12 protein-coding genes are annotated in these 15,440 nt (G+C 72.3%); 1 reads left to right on the top strand and 11 read right to left on the bottom strand.

Annotation, left to right across the window (positions count from 1 at the left end; translation table 11 throughout):
* Nucleotides 1-52: 52 nt before the first annotated feature.
* From IE258_RS13770 to IE258_RS13745, 6 genes are all read right to left on the bottom strand, one after another.
* Complete coding sequence (locus IE258_RS13770; protein ID WP_189743236.1) at nucleotides 53-2,716, bottom strand: SpoIIE family protein phosphatase; 2,664 nt, start codon at nucleotides 2,714-2,716, stop codon at nucleotides 53-55.
* 273 nt (nucleotides 2,717-2,989) lie between these two features.
* Entirely contained in the window at nucleotides 2,990-4,318 is a 1,329-nt protein-coding gene (locus tag IE258_RS13765) for an alpha-glucosidase/alpha-galactosidase (RefSeq protein ID WP_189743234.1), read from the bottom strand.
* Between the two features lie 46 nt (nucleotides 4,319-4,364).
* Nucleotides 4,365-5,264 (bottom strand): carbohydrate ABC transporter permease, encoded by a 900-nt coding sequence (locus IE258_RS13760; RefSeq protein ID WP_189743232.1) that lies wholly within the window; start codon nucleotides 5,262-5,264, stop codon nucleotides 4,365-4,367.
* Nucleotides 5,261-6,211: a carbohydrate ABC transporter permease gene (locus tag IE258_RS13755; protein WP_159323721.1), complete on the bottom strand. Its 951-nt coding sequence runs from the start codon at nucleotides 6,209-6,211 to the stop codon at nucleotides 5,261-5,263. The genes IE258_RS13760 and IE258_RS13755 overlap by 4 nt, the downstream gene beginning before the upstream one ends.
* A gap of 14 nt (nucleotides 6,212-6,225) precedes the next feature.
* The gene (locus IE258_RS13750; protein WP_189743230.1) at nucleotides 6,226-7,554 is read right to left on the bottom strand and encodes an ABC transporter substrate-binding protein; all 1,329 of its coding nucleotides are present in this window, start codon (nucleotides 7,552-7,554) and stop codon (nucleotides 6,226-6,228) included.
* Nucleotides 7,555-7,591: 37 nt separating this feature from the next.
* The gene (locus IE258_RS13745; RefSeq protein WP_189743228.1) at nucleotides 7,592-8,419 is read right to left on the bottom strand and encodes an endo alpha-1,4 polygalactosaminidase; all 828 of its coding nucleotides are present in this window, start codon (nucleotides 8,417-8,419) and stop codon (nucleotides 7,592-7,594) included.
* A gap of 371 nt (nucleotides 8,420-8,790) precedes the next feature.
* Between IE258_RS13745 and IE258_RS13740 the strand changes: the two genes are divergently transcribed.
* Entirely contained in the window at nucleotides 8,791-9,012 is a 222-nt protein-coding gene (locus IE258_RS13740; RefSeq protein ID WP_127892607.1) for a hypothetical protein, read from the top strand.
* A gap of 16 nt (nucleotides 9,013-9,028) precedes the next feature.
* Here IE258_RS13740 and IE258_RS13735 read toward each other — a convergent pair whose 3' ends face one another.
* The 5 genes from IE258_RS13735 to IE258_RS13715 all read right to left on the bottom strand — a co-directional run bounded on the left by IE258_RS13735 (nucleotide 9,029) and on the right by IE258_RS13715 (nucleotide 15,356).
* Nucleotides 9,029-10,459 carry a cellulose binding domain-containing protein gene (locus tag IE258_RS13735; protein WP_189743226.1) on the bottom strand — a complete coding sequence of 477 codons (1,431 nt, stop codon included), beginning with the start codon at nucleotides 10,457-10,459 and terminating at the stop codon, nucleotides 9,029-9,031.
* The gene (locus tag IE258_RS13730; RefSeq protein ID WP_189743224.1) at nucleotides 10,456-12,075 is read right to left on the bottom strand and encodes a beta-N-acetylhexosaminidase; all 1,620 of its coding nucleotides are present in this window, start codon (nucleotides 12,073-12,075) and stop codon (nucleotides 10,456-10,458) included. Before IE258_RS13730 ends, IE258_RS13735 begins: the two co-directional genes overlap by 4 nt.
* Nucleotides 12,076-12,203: 128 nt before the next feature.
* Nucleotides 12,204-13,061: a carbohydrate ABC transporter permease gene (locus tag IE258_RS13725; protein WP_159323716.1), complete on the bottom strand. Its 858-nt coding sequence runs from the start codon at nucleotides 13,059-13,061 to the stop codon at nucleotides 12,204-12,206.
* A complete protein-coding gene (locus tag IE258_RS13720; RefSeq protein ID WP_189743222.1) occupies nucleotides 13,058-14,032 on the bottom strand; it encodes a carbohydrate ABC transporter permease in 975 nt (324 codons plus the stop codon). The genes IE258_RS13725 and IE258_RS13720 overlap by 4 nt, the downstream gene beginning before the upstream one ends.
* 55 nt (nucleotides 14,033-14,087) lie before the next feature.
* A complete protein-coding gene (locus IE258_RS13715; RefSeq protein WP_189743220.1) occupies nucleotides 14,088-15,356 on the bottom strand; it encodes an extracellular solute-binding protein in 1,269 nt (422 codons plus the stop codon).
* Nucleotides 15,357-15,440 lie beyond the last annotated feature (84 nt).

The raw sequence follows: 15,440 nt of genomic DNA, 5'->3' as shown, positions 1-15,440 counted from the left end.
GGCACAAGGAGGTGCCCGAACGGGCAGGACGTACGGGCCCGGCGCCCGATCGTCATCCCTCGGGCGGCCCGTGCCGCTCGGACGAGGGCGGCGTGGGGCGGACGGCGAGGACCGCGATGTCGTCCGTGCTGTCCGCCCCCAGGCCGATCAACAGCTCGTCGCAGAACGTGTCGAGAGGCTCCCGGGCCAGGTCGGCGGCGTGCCGGCGCAGCCGGTGCAGGGCGTCGTCCAGGGGCTCGTCGCGGCGCTCGATGAGGCCGTCGGTGTACAGCAGGAGCGTCGAGTGGGCGGGCAGCGCGTTGCGCGCCGTGCCCCGGGTCGCGTCGGGGTCCATGCCGAGCAGCAGGCCGCCCCCGCCGTCGAGGTAGCGGGTTCGGCCGTCTTGGGTGGTGAGCAGCGGCGGCAGATGCCCGGCGGAGGAGTGCGTCAGCTCCCAGGGGCCCTCGGCGGGCCCCTTGACCAGGCCGTAGACACAGGTTCCGGTCGCCTCCCGGTGGAGACTGTGGTTCGCCAGGTCCAGCCGGCGCAGCACCTCCGCGGGCGGCTCCTCGCGGTCCACGGCGATGCCGCGGAGCATGCTGCGCAACTGGCTCATCGCGATGGCCGCGTCCAGGTCGTGGCCCGTGACGTCGCCGATGACCAGGGCGGTGTTCCCGCCGGGCAGGACGAAGCTGTCGTACCAGTCCCCGCCGACCTGCGCGGTGGTCGAGGAGGCGGCGTAACGGGCGGCCAGCCGCAGACCCCCGACCTCCGGCAGCACCGGCAGCAGCGAACGCTGGAGCCGTTCGGCGATCGAGCGGGTGTCCTGGTACAGACGGGCGTTGTCCACCCCCAGCGCGAGACCGTGCACCAGGTCGTCGACCAGCGTGAGGTCCTCCTCCGTGAACGGCCGCCCGCCGGACGCGCGGGCCAGGGTCAGCGCGCCGAAGATCTCGCCGCGGGCCCGCAGCGGAGCGACGACGGCGCTGCCCGCCCCCAACTCCCGGAACAGGTCGGCATACGCGCGGTCCAGCGTGCTCCCGGCCCGGCCCGTCCGCGGGGCCTCGGTCAGCAGGAGGGGCCCGGCTCCGCGCAGCACCCGGGCCAGCGGGCCCCGCGACTGTTCGGAGACCTCCGAGAGCGTCCCCTCGTACGCCCCGGGGCGCAGGGCCCGGGGGTCCCGGTGCACGACACAGACCCGGTCCACCCCGGCGTTCGCCGTGAACAGGTCCACCACGCACCAGTCGGCCAGCCGCCGCGTCAGCAGCCGGCCGGCGCGCTGCAGCCCCTCGTCCAGGTCCAGCGTGTTGTTGAGCTGGGCCGCGAGATCGGCCAGAAGGGTGAGCCGGTCCAGCGCGGTCATGCCGCCGCCGGCACCGGACGTCCTGCCACCGGCCTCCGGAACGGCCCGCGACCGGCCCCCGTCGGGCTCCCCGACCGCCGCCTCCCGGATCCTGCCGGGGGTCCGCGGACCACCGAGGAACGTGGCCGCCCGCGGGACGAGCTGGGCGACGAAGACGGTGCGGCCGTCGGCCGTCTCCTGCGTCTGGATGTACAGCCGTACGGGCACCAGGCTGCCGTCCCGGTGCAGCGCCGGAAGCGGCACGGAGCGTCCCACGATGCGGGTGTGTCCGGTGAGCAGCATCGAGGAGAACGCGGCCGTGTGCCGCTCGCGCAGATGCTCGGGGATCAGCGTGGTGAGGCGGCGGCCCACGAGGTCGTCCGGGCCCCAGCCCAGCAGGTCCGCGGCGGCCCCGTTGGCCGCCACGATCCGGTTGCCCTCGTCGGCGGCGACGGTCGGCATCCTGCTGGCTCGCACCTGGCCCACGTCCCACGGGACGAGTTCGGCGGAGCTGACCTCCGGCTCCCGGGGGACCACGGTCCACGCGGTGGGCCGGGACCCGGTCAGCTGCCCGGTGATCTCGTCGAAGAGCCAGTCCTGGAAGGCGCGGCCGCGGGGCAGGGCCGGCAGCGTGAGCAGCCGCTCCTCCCGTGCCCGCATCTCGGCCGGCTCGAGTACGCGGCGCAGCGCCCGCACCGCCGGCAGGGCGTCGGCCGACAGCGGTACGAGCAGGGTGCGCAGACCGGACTCGGGGACCGGCTCATCCAGCACGGCCGCCACACCGGCGCTGATCACGTTGTTGACGTCGTTGGCCGCCACGAGGTCCTCGGACGGCACCCCGAGGCGGTCTCCCGCGAACGCGGCGAGGGTCAGCTCGCGCAGCACCGCGTGCCGGTGCTGTCGGCAGGCCGACTCCAGGGCGGTCGGCACGTCGACGAGCGTCACCGGCCGTTCGGCGGGCCGCGGCGGCACCCCGGTCTCCCATCCGGCCGAGGGCGGCGGCGGACCGTCGCGCCACAGCTCGAACCACACCGTCTTGCCCGCGTCGCCGCCGTCCGCCCCGAACCGGGAGGCCAACTGCTCCACCAGCGCCAGCCCCTGCCCCGTGCCGGCGTACGGCGAACAGCGCTGCGGTACGAGTCCACGGCCCGGCCGCCGGTCTCCGACGCGTACGCGCACCCGGCCGTCCAGGCGTGCCACGCTCACCTCGACCTCGGTGCGCGCGTGCAGCACCGCGTTGGTGACCAGCTCGCTGACCAGGAGCTGGGCCGTGCCCACCAGATCCGCCGGGGCACCGTCCAGCGCGGCGCCCACGAACCGACGGGCCGCCGCCACACTCACCGGCCCGTCGGGAAAACGCCGTGACACCGCCGGCGGCGGATCGGGGTAACCCATGACCTCAGTGTGGGCCCCGTGGGGCCCGCCCCGCAGCGCGCGCCGTCGCGGCGCGCCCCGCGCCCGGCGACGCTCCTGTCCGCCGGTCGGGTGAAGCCACCCGGGGAGAACCGGGGAGCGGGCCGCCCGCGGCGGCCGGGTGGAGAAGGCTCGTGCCGGTCCGGGGGGCGTCGGGTCTGGCAGACGACCGCTTACTCCGATAGCTTGCAAGGTGCGGCCCCGCGTTCTCCCCCGTACGCGGGGCCGCACCAGTACCGCCGCGAGGCGGTCGGCTCAGAGGGCGAGTGCGCCCCGCAGCCCCGGTTGCAGGCGGTCCCCGTGCGCGCGGACCATGTCGTCGCACAACTGCCAGATCTCCTCGACCCTGAGGGTCGCCGCCGTCGCCGGGTCGGCCATCGCCGCGTGCCTGATGTGCCGTGGGTCGTCCTCCGTCGCCGCCCGCACCACCAGGTCGGTGGTGCTGAGGTAGGCCCGGTTGAGGGCCGCCAGCTGCGGGGGCAGCGCACCGATGCGGGTGGGCTGGAGGCCCGCGGCGTCGACCAGGCACGGCACCTCGACGGTGCCCCGGGCGGGCAGGTTCTCGATCAGACCGTGGTTCGGCACGTTGCCGTAGACGGTGCGGGGCGTGCCGGTCACCATGCTGTGGATGATCTGCGGCGCGTACTCCATGGTGCCCTCGACCGTGAGCGGCGCACCGCACGCCAGCGCGTCGCGGGTCCGCTCGTACTCGGCCACGTTCTCGTCGACGATGCCGAGGTAGGCACCGACGGGCAGCCGCAGCCGGTCGATCTCGCTGTCGTGGTGCAGATACCAGGGGACGTACTCGGAGGAGTGCTCGCTGGTCTCCGTCGGGTAGTGACCAAGGCGTCGGTACATGTCCATGCGGACCCGGCGCCGCAGCTGCGGGTCCTCGGCGATCAGGGCGTCCAGGCGCGGGTGGAGGTCCTCGCCCCCGTGCTCCAGACGCAGTATCCACGCCTGGTGGTTGACGCCCGCGGCCCGGTAGGTGACCTCCTCGTAGGGGACCTTCAGCAGTTCGCACAGGCCCTGGACCGTCCAGTACACGGAATGGCACAGGCCCACCACCCGGGTCAGGCCGGTCGCCTCGGCGAGGTACTGGACGTTCATCGCCATGGGGTTGGTGTAGTTGAGCAGCCAGGCGTCCGGGCAGACCTCGGCGATGTCCTCGCCGAGCGCCTTGAGCAGTGGGAAGGTGCGCAGGGCCCGGAAGATGCCGCCGACGCCGAGGGTGTCGCCGATGGTCTGGCGCAGCCCGTACCGGGCCGGGACCTCGAAGTCGGTACGGGTCGCCTCGCCCATGCCGACCTGCACGATGTTGATGACGAAGTCGGCGCCGACCAGGGCCTCGCGGCGGTCGGCGTGCGCGGTGATGCGGGGCCGGGCACCGCGTTCGGCGGCGATGTACTCGGCGGCGGCCCGCGCGGTGGCCAGGCGCTCCGCGTCGATGTCGTGCAGCGCGATGTGCGCGGACTTGAGTTCGTCGAAGGCGAAGAGGTCGGCGAGCAGACCCTGGGTGAAGACGACGCTGCCGGCTCCGACGAAGGTGATCTTGGGTGCGGACGGGTGGGCGGTGGTGCTCATGCGGGGTTCTTTCCGTTGCGGGTGGCGGCGGACGGAGGGCGGGTGGTCAGCCCTTGAGTCCGCTGGAGGTGATCGACTGGATGAAGGTCTTCTGCGCGCCGAGGAAGGCGAGCAGGACCGGCAGCACGGTGATGACGTTGCCCGCCATCACGGCCGCCCACTGGGTGTGGTGCTGCCCCTGGAACGTGGTCAGGCCCAGTTGCAGGGTGTACTGCGTGTCGTGGTTGATGGCGATCAGCGGCCAGGTCAGGTCGTTCCACGTGGTCAGGAAGGTGAGCACGGCCACCGTGGCCAGCGCCGGCCGGGACAGCGGCAGCACGATCCGCCACAGCACCCGCAACCGGGAACAGCCGTCGATCCAGGCGGCCTCCTCCAGCTCCCTGGGCAGCGAGAGGAAGAACTGCCGCAGCAGGAACACCGCGAAGGGCGTGACCAGGGACGGCACGATCAGCGCGCCCAGGGTGTCGATGAGGCCGAGCTTCTTCATCACGAGGAAGGTTGGGATCATCGTCAGCTGGAACGGCACCGCCATGGTGGCCAGCATCAGCCCCATCAGCACCCGGGAGCCCGCGAACCGCATCCGGGCGAAGGCGTATCCGGCCAGCGAGCCGAAGACGAGGTTGGCGGCGACCGTGACGGCGGAGACGATCAGCGAGTTGACGAACCAGCGGGGGAACATCGCGTTGCCCAGCACGTAGCGGTAGCCGCCGAGGTCGATGCCGGACGGCCACAGGGCCGGCGGGAACCGGTTGATCTCCGCGTTGCTCATCACGGAGCTGAGCACCAGCCAGACCAGCGGCACGGCGAACACGAGGGCGAGCGGCGCCAGCAGCAGGTGCCAGGGACTGAACGGGAGCCGGAGGCGGCGCCGTTCGCCGGCCGCGGGGGCCTGCGCGAGCTCGTGGGCGGCGGCGGCGGTGCCGGGCCGGGCGGAGGTCGCCGTCATGAGCGTGCCCCTTCGAGACGGTGGCGTCCCCGACGCCGGACGATACGGACGGCCCCGGCGACCAGGCCGAGGGCGACGGCCAGGACGTAGGCGGCCGAGGCCCCGTATCCTGCGGTGGCGTTCTTGAAGGCCTGCTCCCAGATGAAGTAGACGATCACCGTGGTCGAGCCGAGCGGACCGCCCTTGGTGGTGACGTACACCAGGTCGAAGACCTGGAGGGACTGGATGGCCTGCCACAGCACCAGGAAGACGGTGACCGGGGTGAGCGTGGGCATCGTGACGTGGCGCAGCAGGTGCCGGCGTCCGGCGCCGTCCAGGCGGGCCGCCTCGATCAGGGACTGCGGCACGTCCTGGAGGGCGGCGAGGTAGACCACGACGCAGAATCCGGTGCCGCTCCACAGCGTGATCGCCACCAGCACCAGGAGCGCCTGGGAGGGATCGGACAGGAAGCCCTGCGAGGAGACGCCGAGCCGGTGCAGCACCGAGTTCGCGGCGCCGAACTCCGGGTCCAGGATGAACGAGAACAGCACGCCCTGCGCGGTCGCCGACAGCACGAACGGCACGAAGATCAGGGTGCGGTAGAGGCCGACGAAGCGGATGCGCCGGTTCAGTACCAGGGCGAGGGCCAGGCCGAACAGCAGGCTCAGCGGCACGTACAGGACCGTGTAGAGCAGGGTGTTGCGGACCGCCTGGCTGAAGTTCGGGTCCTGGGCGAGGGCGCGGTAGTTGTCCAGGCCGACCCAGCGGCTGGGCGTCACCAGGTCGCTGGCCTGGAAGGACAGCAGCAGCGACCAGACGACCGGGACGATGCTCAGACCGAGGACGATCAGGACCGCCGGGGAGACGAACGCCCAGGCGGTGCCGGTTTCGCGGCGGCGCTTGCGGCGCAGTGGCCGTGGGTCCGGCGGCGGGCCCTCGACGGTGATGGGGCGGGGGAGGCGCGGCATGGCGGTGTGGCTCCTCAACGCGGGATGAGCAGGGCGGCGTTGGCTTCGTCGGCGCAGGCACGCAGCGCCTTCTCGGGGGTGCTGCGCCCCAGGAGCACGGCGACGACCGCCTGCCCCAGAGCCTGCGAGACCTCCGGGTACGCCGGGTGGACGGGGCGCACCCGCGCCGTCTCCAACGCCGTGGTGAACACGTTCAGGCCCTCGGTGCGGGCGACCTTGTCCTGCCAGGCGGGCAGGGCCTCGGTGCGGCGGCTGAGCGGGAGGCTGCCGGCCTCGATGTCCCAGCGCACGTCCTGCTCCGGCCGGGCCAGCCAGGTCAGGAAGGTCCGGGCGGCCTTCGACCGGGCCTCGCCGTTGTCGAACACAGTCCAGGTGTCGGGCCCCGAGATGGTGACCGGGCGTCCGCTGAAGGAGGGCAGGGGAGCGACGTGGTAGTCGATCCCGGCGGTCTCGATGTCGGGCAGCTGCCACGGCCCGGTGACCACCATGCCCATGCGGCCGGACTGGAAGACCTGGTACATCTGCTCGCTGCCGGGCTTGGGATCGACGTACACGCTCTTGTCCCGGGCCAGGTCGGCCACCACCTGGAGCGCCCGGGCGCCGGTGTCGGCGAAACCGATGCCCTTGCCGCCGTCGTCCACGACGTCGCCGCCCAGGTCCCAGATCAGCGGCCACAGCCGCCACACGGTGTCCTCGTCGCCCGTGCCCGGCCAGCCCGTGCCGAACCGGCCCCGGCCCGACTCGGTGAGCGCGCGGGCCGAGGAGACGAAGTCCTCCCAGGTCCAGCCGGCCTTCGGCAGCGGCAGACCGGCCTCGCGAAACAGCTTCCTGTTGCAGACCACGGCGAGCGAGTCGAGCACCGCGGGCGCGGCCCTGACCCTGCCGTTGAGCGTGACGGCGTCCCTGGAGGCCGCCCAGTAGTTCTTCCACGGAACGGGCCCCGACCCGACCATGTCGGTGAGGTCCACGACCTGCGGGCTGCGGGCCACCCGGGCCAGGTCCGACCCGAAGATGTAGGCGATGTCGGGGTAGGAACCGGCGGCGAGGGCGGCCGTCACCTTCTGCAGCATCACGTCGGACAGCACACCGCCGCCCAGCTTCACCCTGATCTTCGGGTGGGCCCGCTCGAAGTCGGCGACGAGTCCTTCCAGGACCTTCTTCGCCGTGTCCGCCTGGCCGTGCCACATCTCGACGGTGACCGTGCCGTCGGCCGCGACGCCGTCGTCCGTACCGGCCCCGCAGCCGGTCACCGCGGTGCCCGCGACCGCCGCGAGCGCGGCACCCCCGCCGGCCCGCAGCACGCCCCTGCGCGAGGGGCGCGCGGCACGTCGGACCGCATCCATCTGTACCTCCAAGGACTTCACTGGCCGTCGGGCGGTGTCAGCAGGTCTCACGGACGTAGCCGCTGCTGCCCTTCGGCGCCACGTCCAGGTCGCGCCGGACGATGCTCAGCTCGTCGCCGAAACCCGCGCACGCCTTCGACAGACCCTTGGCGGTGTACTCGATGACGATCACCCGGTCGCCGAACTCGGCCGTGTAGTCGCCGCACTCGTCCCACTCGCCGCACTCCTCGGCGACCGCGAAGTCCAGCCCGTTCTGCTCGCGGTTCGGGGCCAGTTCGACGGTGTTCTTCTGCCCGATGGCCAGCCCGTCGGCGTGCGCGCGCTCGGCCAGCAGCTTGATCAGGCCCTGCGCGTCGGCGGCGTCCAGCAGGTCGCCGGCGCGGGTGTAGCTGTCGTAGTTGTCCGGTTCGACGGCCTGGAAGCCCTTGTCCGCGCAGCCGTCGATCCAGTTGCCGACCTTCTCGGCGATGCGCTCGCGCTTGTCGGCGGTGCGGATGTCGAGGAAGGCCTCGCCCCAGTCGGTGTCGTAGACGACGTCGCCGTTCGCGTCGCGCAGCAGCAGGTCGTCGTCCCAGTCCTGCTCGGCGCCCGGCTGGGCCTGGAAGGCGTTGACGTAACAGATGTTGTACACACCCGGCGCGGGGGCGGCCGTGTGGTCGCGGCTGACCACCTCGACACCGGCCGGCGGGGTGTAGGCGCCGCCGATCTGGTAGTCGAAGCCCGCATGGGCGGGGGGCGGGGTGTAGGTCGCCGCCTCGGCGGGGGTGCTGCCCGGGACGAGGGCGGCGGCGGTGACGAGGACGGCGGTGGCACCGATGCCGGCCAGCACCGGCTTCCTGGAGGTGTGCACCTGCGTACGGCTCATGGTTCGAGCTCCGGAGGGTGGTGGGCACGTCCCCGCCTCGGAGGCGCGTGGCCGTCCTGGCGACTCAGTCCGGGCTCCTGGCGCGAAGCCAGCTACCGGCTGGGCGTACCTCTGCCGCCGATCACACGACATCGGCGTTGATCGGGAGTAAATCGACAGGATCAGGGCCTGTCAAGAGTTCGAAACGAGAGAGCTGATGCATGAAGATGATCGAAAAGGGCTCGTACTGTGCAGAATCAATCATGGTGCGTCGCTTCCCGGCTGCCGGGGAACGATGGATGCGGGCCGGGCGGGAGCCGTGATCACGGCGCTCCGGCCGGGCTGGTAGCGTCGCGTGGTCGCGGCGGGCGGCGCGAGAGAGGTGTCGGTGCGTGGGAGAGCGGCAGGACCGTGACTGGGTGGCGATGACGCCGGGCGACTTCGACCGGGACGCCCCTCTGGTCCTCAACGTGGGCACCGGCCCCGCCACCGTCCCGGCCGAGCCCGACGAGTACGGCACCGCCCCGCTGTTCGGCGAGACGGCACCCGCACCCGGCGCCCGGCCGCGCGGCCGGCGGGGACGGCCCGCGCCCGGTCAGGAGCCGCTGTTCTGACCGTCCCCGCCAGGGGTCACGAGGCGGGCACCTCGTCCACGAACCCGGTACCGGCGGTGCGGTACCCGGCGACCTTCGCGGCCACCTCGGCCGGGGTGAGCACCTGGTCCTTGACGTGCAGGACGTAGTCGACCTGCTGGTCGTAGGAGCGGGGCGTCGTCGAGGTCTGGCCGTTCAGGTCGATCAGCCACTGGTTGAAGTTGATCGACATCGGCCGCTCCGGCAGGTACTGCGCGCCGTGCGTGCCGAACAACTGCCCGTCCACGTAGTAGGTGATGGCGCCGTCGTCGATCGTCACCACCAGGTCGTGCCAGCCGGCGTAGCTGCTGCGCTGCTCGGAGTGCTGGTTGACGGCCTGCCAGGGATCGGGGTTGTAGGTCTCCCAGGAGGTCGTGTAGAGGATGTTGGACGGCTCGCCCCACCCGCCGTTCGGCAGGTACTCGAAGTCGTACTCGGCGTAGTCGTCGGCCATCGGCGCCTTGAGGTCGTTGATGGTGAAGAAGGTCTGCACCAGGTGGTCCCCGTCGGGCCCGGACTTCGGCACGTCGGAGAACCTCACGCGCGCGGCGTAGGTCCCGTTGCGGAACTTCACGGACTTGGTCAGCACCTCGGTCTGCGTGGTGGACGCGCCGGTGCCGGCCGTGGAGGTCTCCAGGTTCATCACCGAGTTGCCGCCGGCGGAGACGAAGGTGACCTTCGAGGGGTCCCAGGTGGCGCCGGGCACGCCGGGCCCGCCGGAGTTGGAGCGCACGCTCCAGCCGTGCGCCGAGAGCGCGGGATCGGTGTGCGAGCCGTAGTCGAAGTCGTCGAACAGGGTCTGGCCGCCACCGGGCGGATCGGTGGGGTCCGTCGGGTCGGTCGGGTCGGTGGGGTCGTTGCCCTCGGGGGCCGTCCCCCAGACGGTGGCGCCGGACAGCTGCGCGGTGACCCTGTCCCAGTCGCCGTACGAGGTCCGGGCGCCGTCGAAGGAGTAGTCGTCGCTCTGCCGCAGCGTCTGCCAGTTGCTCCGGTAGAAGCGCAGTTGCAGGTCACCGGTGTCCGCGCCGGGGGCCAGGGTGCCGGCCGCCGAGGTGAAGCCGACCTCCAGGTAGCGGTCGGCCGTCGCGGTCGGGTTGCTCAGGGTGCCGAACGTGCCGGTGACGGCGGAGCAGCCGCGCACCGCCCAGGAGCACGCGAAACGGTACGAGGCGTCGGGGGAGTCGGCCTTGAAGTAGTAGCGGACCTTCACCTGGCTCAGCTGCACGGTGGACGAGCCGGTGTTGCGGACCTTGAACCAGGGTTCCGTCTGGTCCGCCGTGGCCCCGCTCGCACTGGTGCGGTACTGGACCGTGAGCCTGTCGGCCGCGGAGGCGGCCTGGGCCGGGAGCGCGGTCAGGGCACCGCCGCCCAGGACGACGGCCACGGCGAGCGCCAGGCGCGCGCGGCCTGCGGTGGGTCGGTTTCTCATGCGGGATCCTTTCGGCACGGCTCCCGCCTGAGCGGGAGCGTCGGTGGGTGGTGCGGGGTGTGGGGGATCGTCACGGGGAGCCCGGCCGGCGGGTCGGCGTGCGGGACGTCCAGGGCGTCCAGGCGGGCGCGGTGTCCGGCCAGCCGCGCCGTGAAGTCCCGCCAGTCCGCCGTGCCGTCCCAGACCCGCTCGGCGAGTGCGCACAGCCGCGGGAAGGTGAGGTACTCGATGTGCTCGGGGGTGCGTACGAACTCCGTCCACAACTGCCCCTGGGCGCCCAGTACCCGGGACGCCGCCTCCCGCGTCGGCGGGGCGAGGTCCATGGCGTGGACGGCGCGCAGGTCGACGATGCCGCCGGGCTGTGCGGGCGGCTCCCCGGGACTCGCGCTGCGCGCGTAGTCGAAGTAGGCCGCGCGGTGGTCGGCATGCACGACCTGATGACCGCGCAGTGCCGCCGCCCGGGCGTGCGCCGGTTCGCGCCAGCTCATCACCGTGCAGTCCAGGGGGAGGGCGACGCCGGTCTCGGCCCAGACCACCGGCCTGCGTCCGGCGCGCACCAGGTGCTCGGACAGCCGCGCGATGAACCAGGGGTACAGCGCACGGGGCCCGGCCAGGCCCTCACCGGCGGCCCGGGCCCGCGCCGCCGGACTCAGCTCCCACTCCGTCGTGGGGACCTCGTCCCCGCCGATGTGCACGTACGCAGAGGGGAAGACGTCCATCACCTCGTCCAGGACGGTACGGAAGAAGTCCAGGACGTTCTCGCCGGTGCCCAGGACGTTCTCGCACACCCCCCAGCGCGTCCACACGTCCAGCCGGCGGGCGGGGTCGGTGCCCAGCTCGGGGTAGGCGGCCAGCGCGGCGCGGACGTGCCCCGGCACGCCGGTCTCCGGCAGGACGCTCACGCCGCGCTCCGCCGCGTACGCGACCAGACCCCGCAGCTCGGCACGGGTGTAGGCGCCGGCGTGCGGCACGCCGTCGAACCGGTCGCTGCCCGCGGGGCCCACCATCGACTCCGCGCGCCGGCCGCCGACCTCGGTGAGCCGGGGGTGGGCGGCCACCGGCATCCGCCAGCCCTGGTCGTCGGTGAGGTGGAGGTGGAAGACGTTCAGTTTGTGCAGCGCCAGCAGGTCGACGTAGCGCCGCAGATACGACACCGGCTGGAAGTGCCGGGCCACGTCGAGCATGGAACCCCGCCAGGCGTGGCGGGGCACGTCGGTGATCTCCACCGCGGGCAGCTCCCACGGCACGCCCCGCACCGGCCGCCCGGACAGGGCGTCGTAGGGCAGGAGTTGCCGCACCGTCTGCACTCCGCGCAGGAGCCCGGCCGGGCGGGCGGCCCGCAGCAGCACGCCCTGGGGGCTCACGGTCAGTCCGTACCCCTCCTCGCCGAGGCCGGTCAGCGCCGGGTCGAGGGCGAGTACGAAGGTCCCGTCGGTCGCGGAGTCCAGGCGCAGCCCGGTGGCCGGGGCGAGGAGGGTGCGCAGCAGGGCCGCGGCGGGACCGGCCCCCGGGGTGACCCGCAGCCGGGTCGTGCCGTCGAGACGGAAGCGGCCGGAGCGGGTGGAGAGGCGGCGGGGGCGGGGAACGAGGGCCAGTTCGGGGCGTGGCAGGTCCACGGGGCGACTCCGGTGGTCGTTCGGTGCGCGACGGCGAGCGGCGGGAGGAAGGACGGGTGAGGGGCGGGAGGAAGGACGGGGCGAGGGGCGGGAGGAAGGACGGGTGAGGGAGGGGACGGCGGGCCCGGTCAGCCCTTGACGCCTCCCGACGCCAGCCCGGCCGTCACATGCCGTTGCAGGGCGAGGAAGATGATCAGCGCGGGCAGCGCGAAGAGCGTGGAGGCCGCCATGGTGGCCCCCCAGTCGGTGCCGAAGGTCGACTGGAACGAGGAGAGCCACACCGGCAGCGTGCGGCTGTCCTGCTGCTTGATGATGAGGAAGTTGGCGTAGGTGAACTCGTTCCAGGCGGTGATGAAACCGAACAGCGAGGTGGCCATGAGACCGGGGGCGAGCAGCGGGAACGCCACCTTGCGGAACGCCCCGGCCCGGGTGCAGCCGTCGACCTGCGCCGCCTCCTCCAACTCCGGCGGGATGCCCGCGATGAAGCCGCGCAGCACGACCACCGTGAACGGCAGCGTGATCATGAAGTAGATCAGGGTCAGCGTCGGCAGCCGGTCGAGCATCCCGGTGTCGCGGGAGATGATGTAGATCGGGATGATCAGTGACTCCCAGGGCGCCATCTGCGCGATGAACACCGCCAGCATGAACTGGCGCCGCCCGCGCCAGCGCATGCGGGCCACGGCGTAGGCGGCGCCGAGGGCGACCAGCAGGGCGAGGAGGACGGCGCTCAGGGTGACCAGGAGGCTGTTGCGCCAGAACAGCGCGAAGCCGTCGGCCCCGACCGCCACCCGGAAGTGCTCGAACGTCCACCTGCTCGGCACCAGCCGGGGATCGTAGCTCTGGATGTCCGTGGACGGTTTGAACGCGGTCGTGACCATCCAGTACACGGGGAACAGGCAGACCACCACGGTGAGTGCGGCGGCGGCGTTCAGCGGGAGGCGGCGCAGCGCGCGGCGCACCGGGGGACGGGACTGCGGGGTGCTCACGGCTGCTCGCCCTCCTGACGGAACAGTTGGCGGAAGTAGAGGACCAGGACGCCGCTCATCAGCAGGACCGTGAGCATCGAGGCCGCAGAGCCCAGGTCGTAGCGCTGGCCCGCCAGCGCGGTCTGCACGGCGTAGACCGGCAGGATGGTGGTGGCCTCGCCCGGCCCGCCGCGGGTCATCACCCAGATCTGCACGAACGCCTTGAAGGTCCAGATCACCTCGAGGGAGAGGACCAGCATGAAGATCGGCCGGATCAGCGGGAACGTGACGGACCGGAAGACGCGCGCGGCCCCCGCGCCGTCCATGCGGGCCGACTCGTACAGCTCCGCCGGCACCGTGACCAGCGCCGAGTAGAGCGTGATCGCGGCGAAGGGCACGGACTGCCAGACGATCAGCACCACCACGATGCCGAACGCGGCCCCGCCGTGCGCGAACCAGGGGTAGCCCTCGTACGACTCGAACCCGAGCCCGGTGAGGGTCTCGTTGACGATGCCGAACTCGGAGTGGAACAGCCACTGGAACACGGTGGTGGCCGCGACCACCGGTACCGCCCAGACCAGGACCAGGGAGCTGAGCACCACGGTCCTGGCCACCCGGCCCAGCCGCTCGGTCATCAGCGCGACCAAGGTGGACAGCACCATGATCGCTACGACGTTGACCGCCATGAACACGAAGGTGCGGCGCACCACCTCCCAGAACTCCGGGTCGCCGAGCAGCGTCCGGTAGTTGCGCAGCCCGACGAAGTCGGCGTCCCCCAGGATCAGCTGACGCAGCCGGAAGTCCTGGAAGGAGATGAGCACAGCCCGGGCCAGCGGATAGAGCAGCAGGTACAGCATGCCCAGTACCGCGGGCGCGACCAGCAGGTACGGCCAGAGGGTGCCCCGGCCGCGCCCGCCGGAGTGCCCGGCGGTCACGGGCGGGCGGCGGCGGCCGGCATCGCGCGGCACGCTCCGCTCACGGACGGTCGACACGTCGCCTCCTGATCGTCGTGGTCTGCAGGTCTGCGGCTCTGCGGGTCCGCGAAGGTCAGGAGTCGCTGCCCAGCGTCTCGGTGATGGTCCGGGAGGCGTCGGCCGCCGCGGACCCGGCGTCCTCGCCGGTGAGTACGGCCGTCATGTACTCCTTGATCGGGTTCTTGGCCTCGACCGCGGCCCACTGGGGCGTGTTGGGCGTGGCGTGTCCGTTCACGGCGCCGGCCGCCATGGCCGCGGTGCCCGGGTCGTCGGCGACCGCGCCCGCCAGGGTCGTCTTGTTCGGCACGTAGCTCATGGCGACGGCGAGCTTCTTCTGCCAGGCGTCACCGGTCAGTTCGCGGATGAGGGTGAACGCCTCCTCCTGGTGCGCGGCGACCGCTGGGACGACCAGGTCGGAACCGCCGGTGAAGACGGCGCCCGGACGGTCGGCGCTCTTGCCGGGGATCGGGAAGAAGCCCAGCTTGCCCTTGAGTTCCGGGTTCCTCTCCTCGATGACCTTGGCCCCGCCCGGCACGGCGATGATCTGGGCCACCTGCCCCTTCGCCATCACCTCGGCCTGCGGCGGCTGGGACTCGTCCGAGTCCTTGGGACCCTTGCCGAGGGCCTGGAGGCGCCGGTAGAAGTCCATGGCGCGCAGCGCCCCGGGGCTGTCGAGACCGCCCTTCCACTCGCCGCCGGACTTCGCGGCGAGGTCGCCGCCCTCGTCCCAGACGAAGCCGGACAGCACGTACCAGTTCTGCCCCGGCAGGTAGATGCCCTGGGTCCCGCCCGTGTTCAGCTTGCGGGTCGCGGCGATCCACTGGTCCCTGGTCCTGATCCCCGCGGGATCGATCCCGGCCTTCTCGAACAGGTCGGTGCGGTGGATGACGACCCGGTTGGCGGCGTAGTAGGGAATGCCGTACTGCTTGCCCTCGTACGACCCGGGCTCCGCGAGCCCCTCCAGCCAGTCGGCGCCGCCGAGTTCCCCGACGCGGTCCGAGAAGTCGGTCAGGCCGCCGCTCTGGGCGTACTGGGCGACCTGGGTGTTGCCGACCTCGATGACGTCGGGGGCGTCGTTGCTGGCCAGGGCCGCGGTCACCTTCTCGCCTATGCCCTCCCATTCCTGGATCTGGATCCGCAGGTCGATCTCGGGGTGGGCCTTCTCGAAGCCCGTCTCGAACTCCTTCTGGAACGCGGCCGAGACGCTGTCGCGCATGAGCCACACGTCGAGGGCCGTGCTGCCGTCCCCGGCGTCGTCGGAGGAGCCGCCGGACGAGGAACAGCCGGCGAGCCCGGCGCCGAGCACCAGCGCGGAGAGCAGGGCGAGCGGACGGTACTTCACGGTTCACCTCTGGGAGAGCTGGAAGGGACGACACACATCCGCACTTGACCAGTAAGGGGCGCTGGGCTTACCAGTGGGCGTTGG

Origin of the sequence: Streptomyces tendae (assembly GCF_014650435.1) — a bacterium.
Lineage (GTDB): Bacteria > Actinomycetota > Actinomycetes > Streptomycetales > Streptomycetaceae > Streptomyces > Streptomyces tendae.
This window is presented reverse-complemented; position numbering and strand designations above follow the sequence as displayed.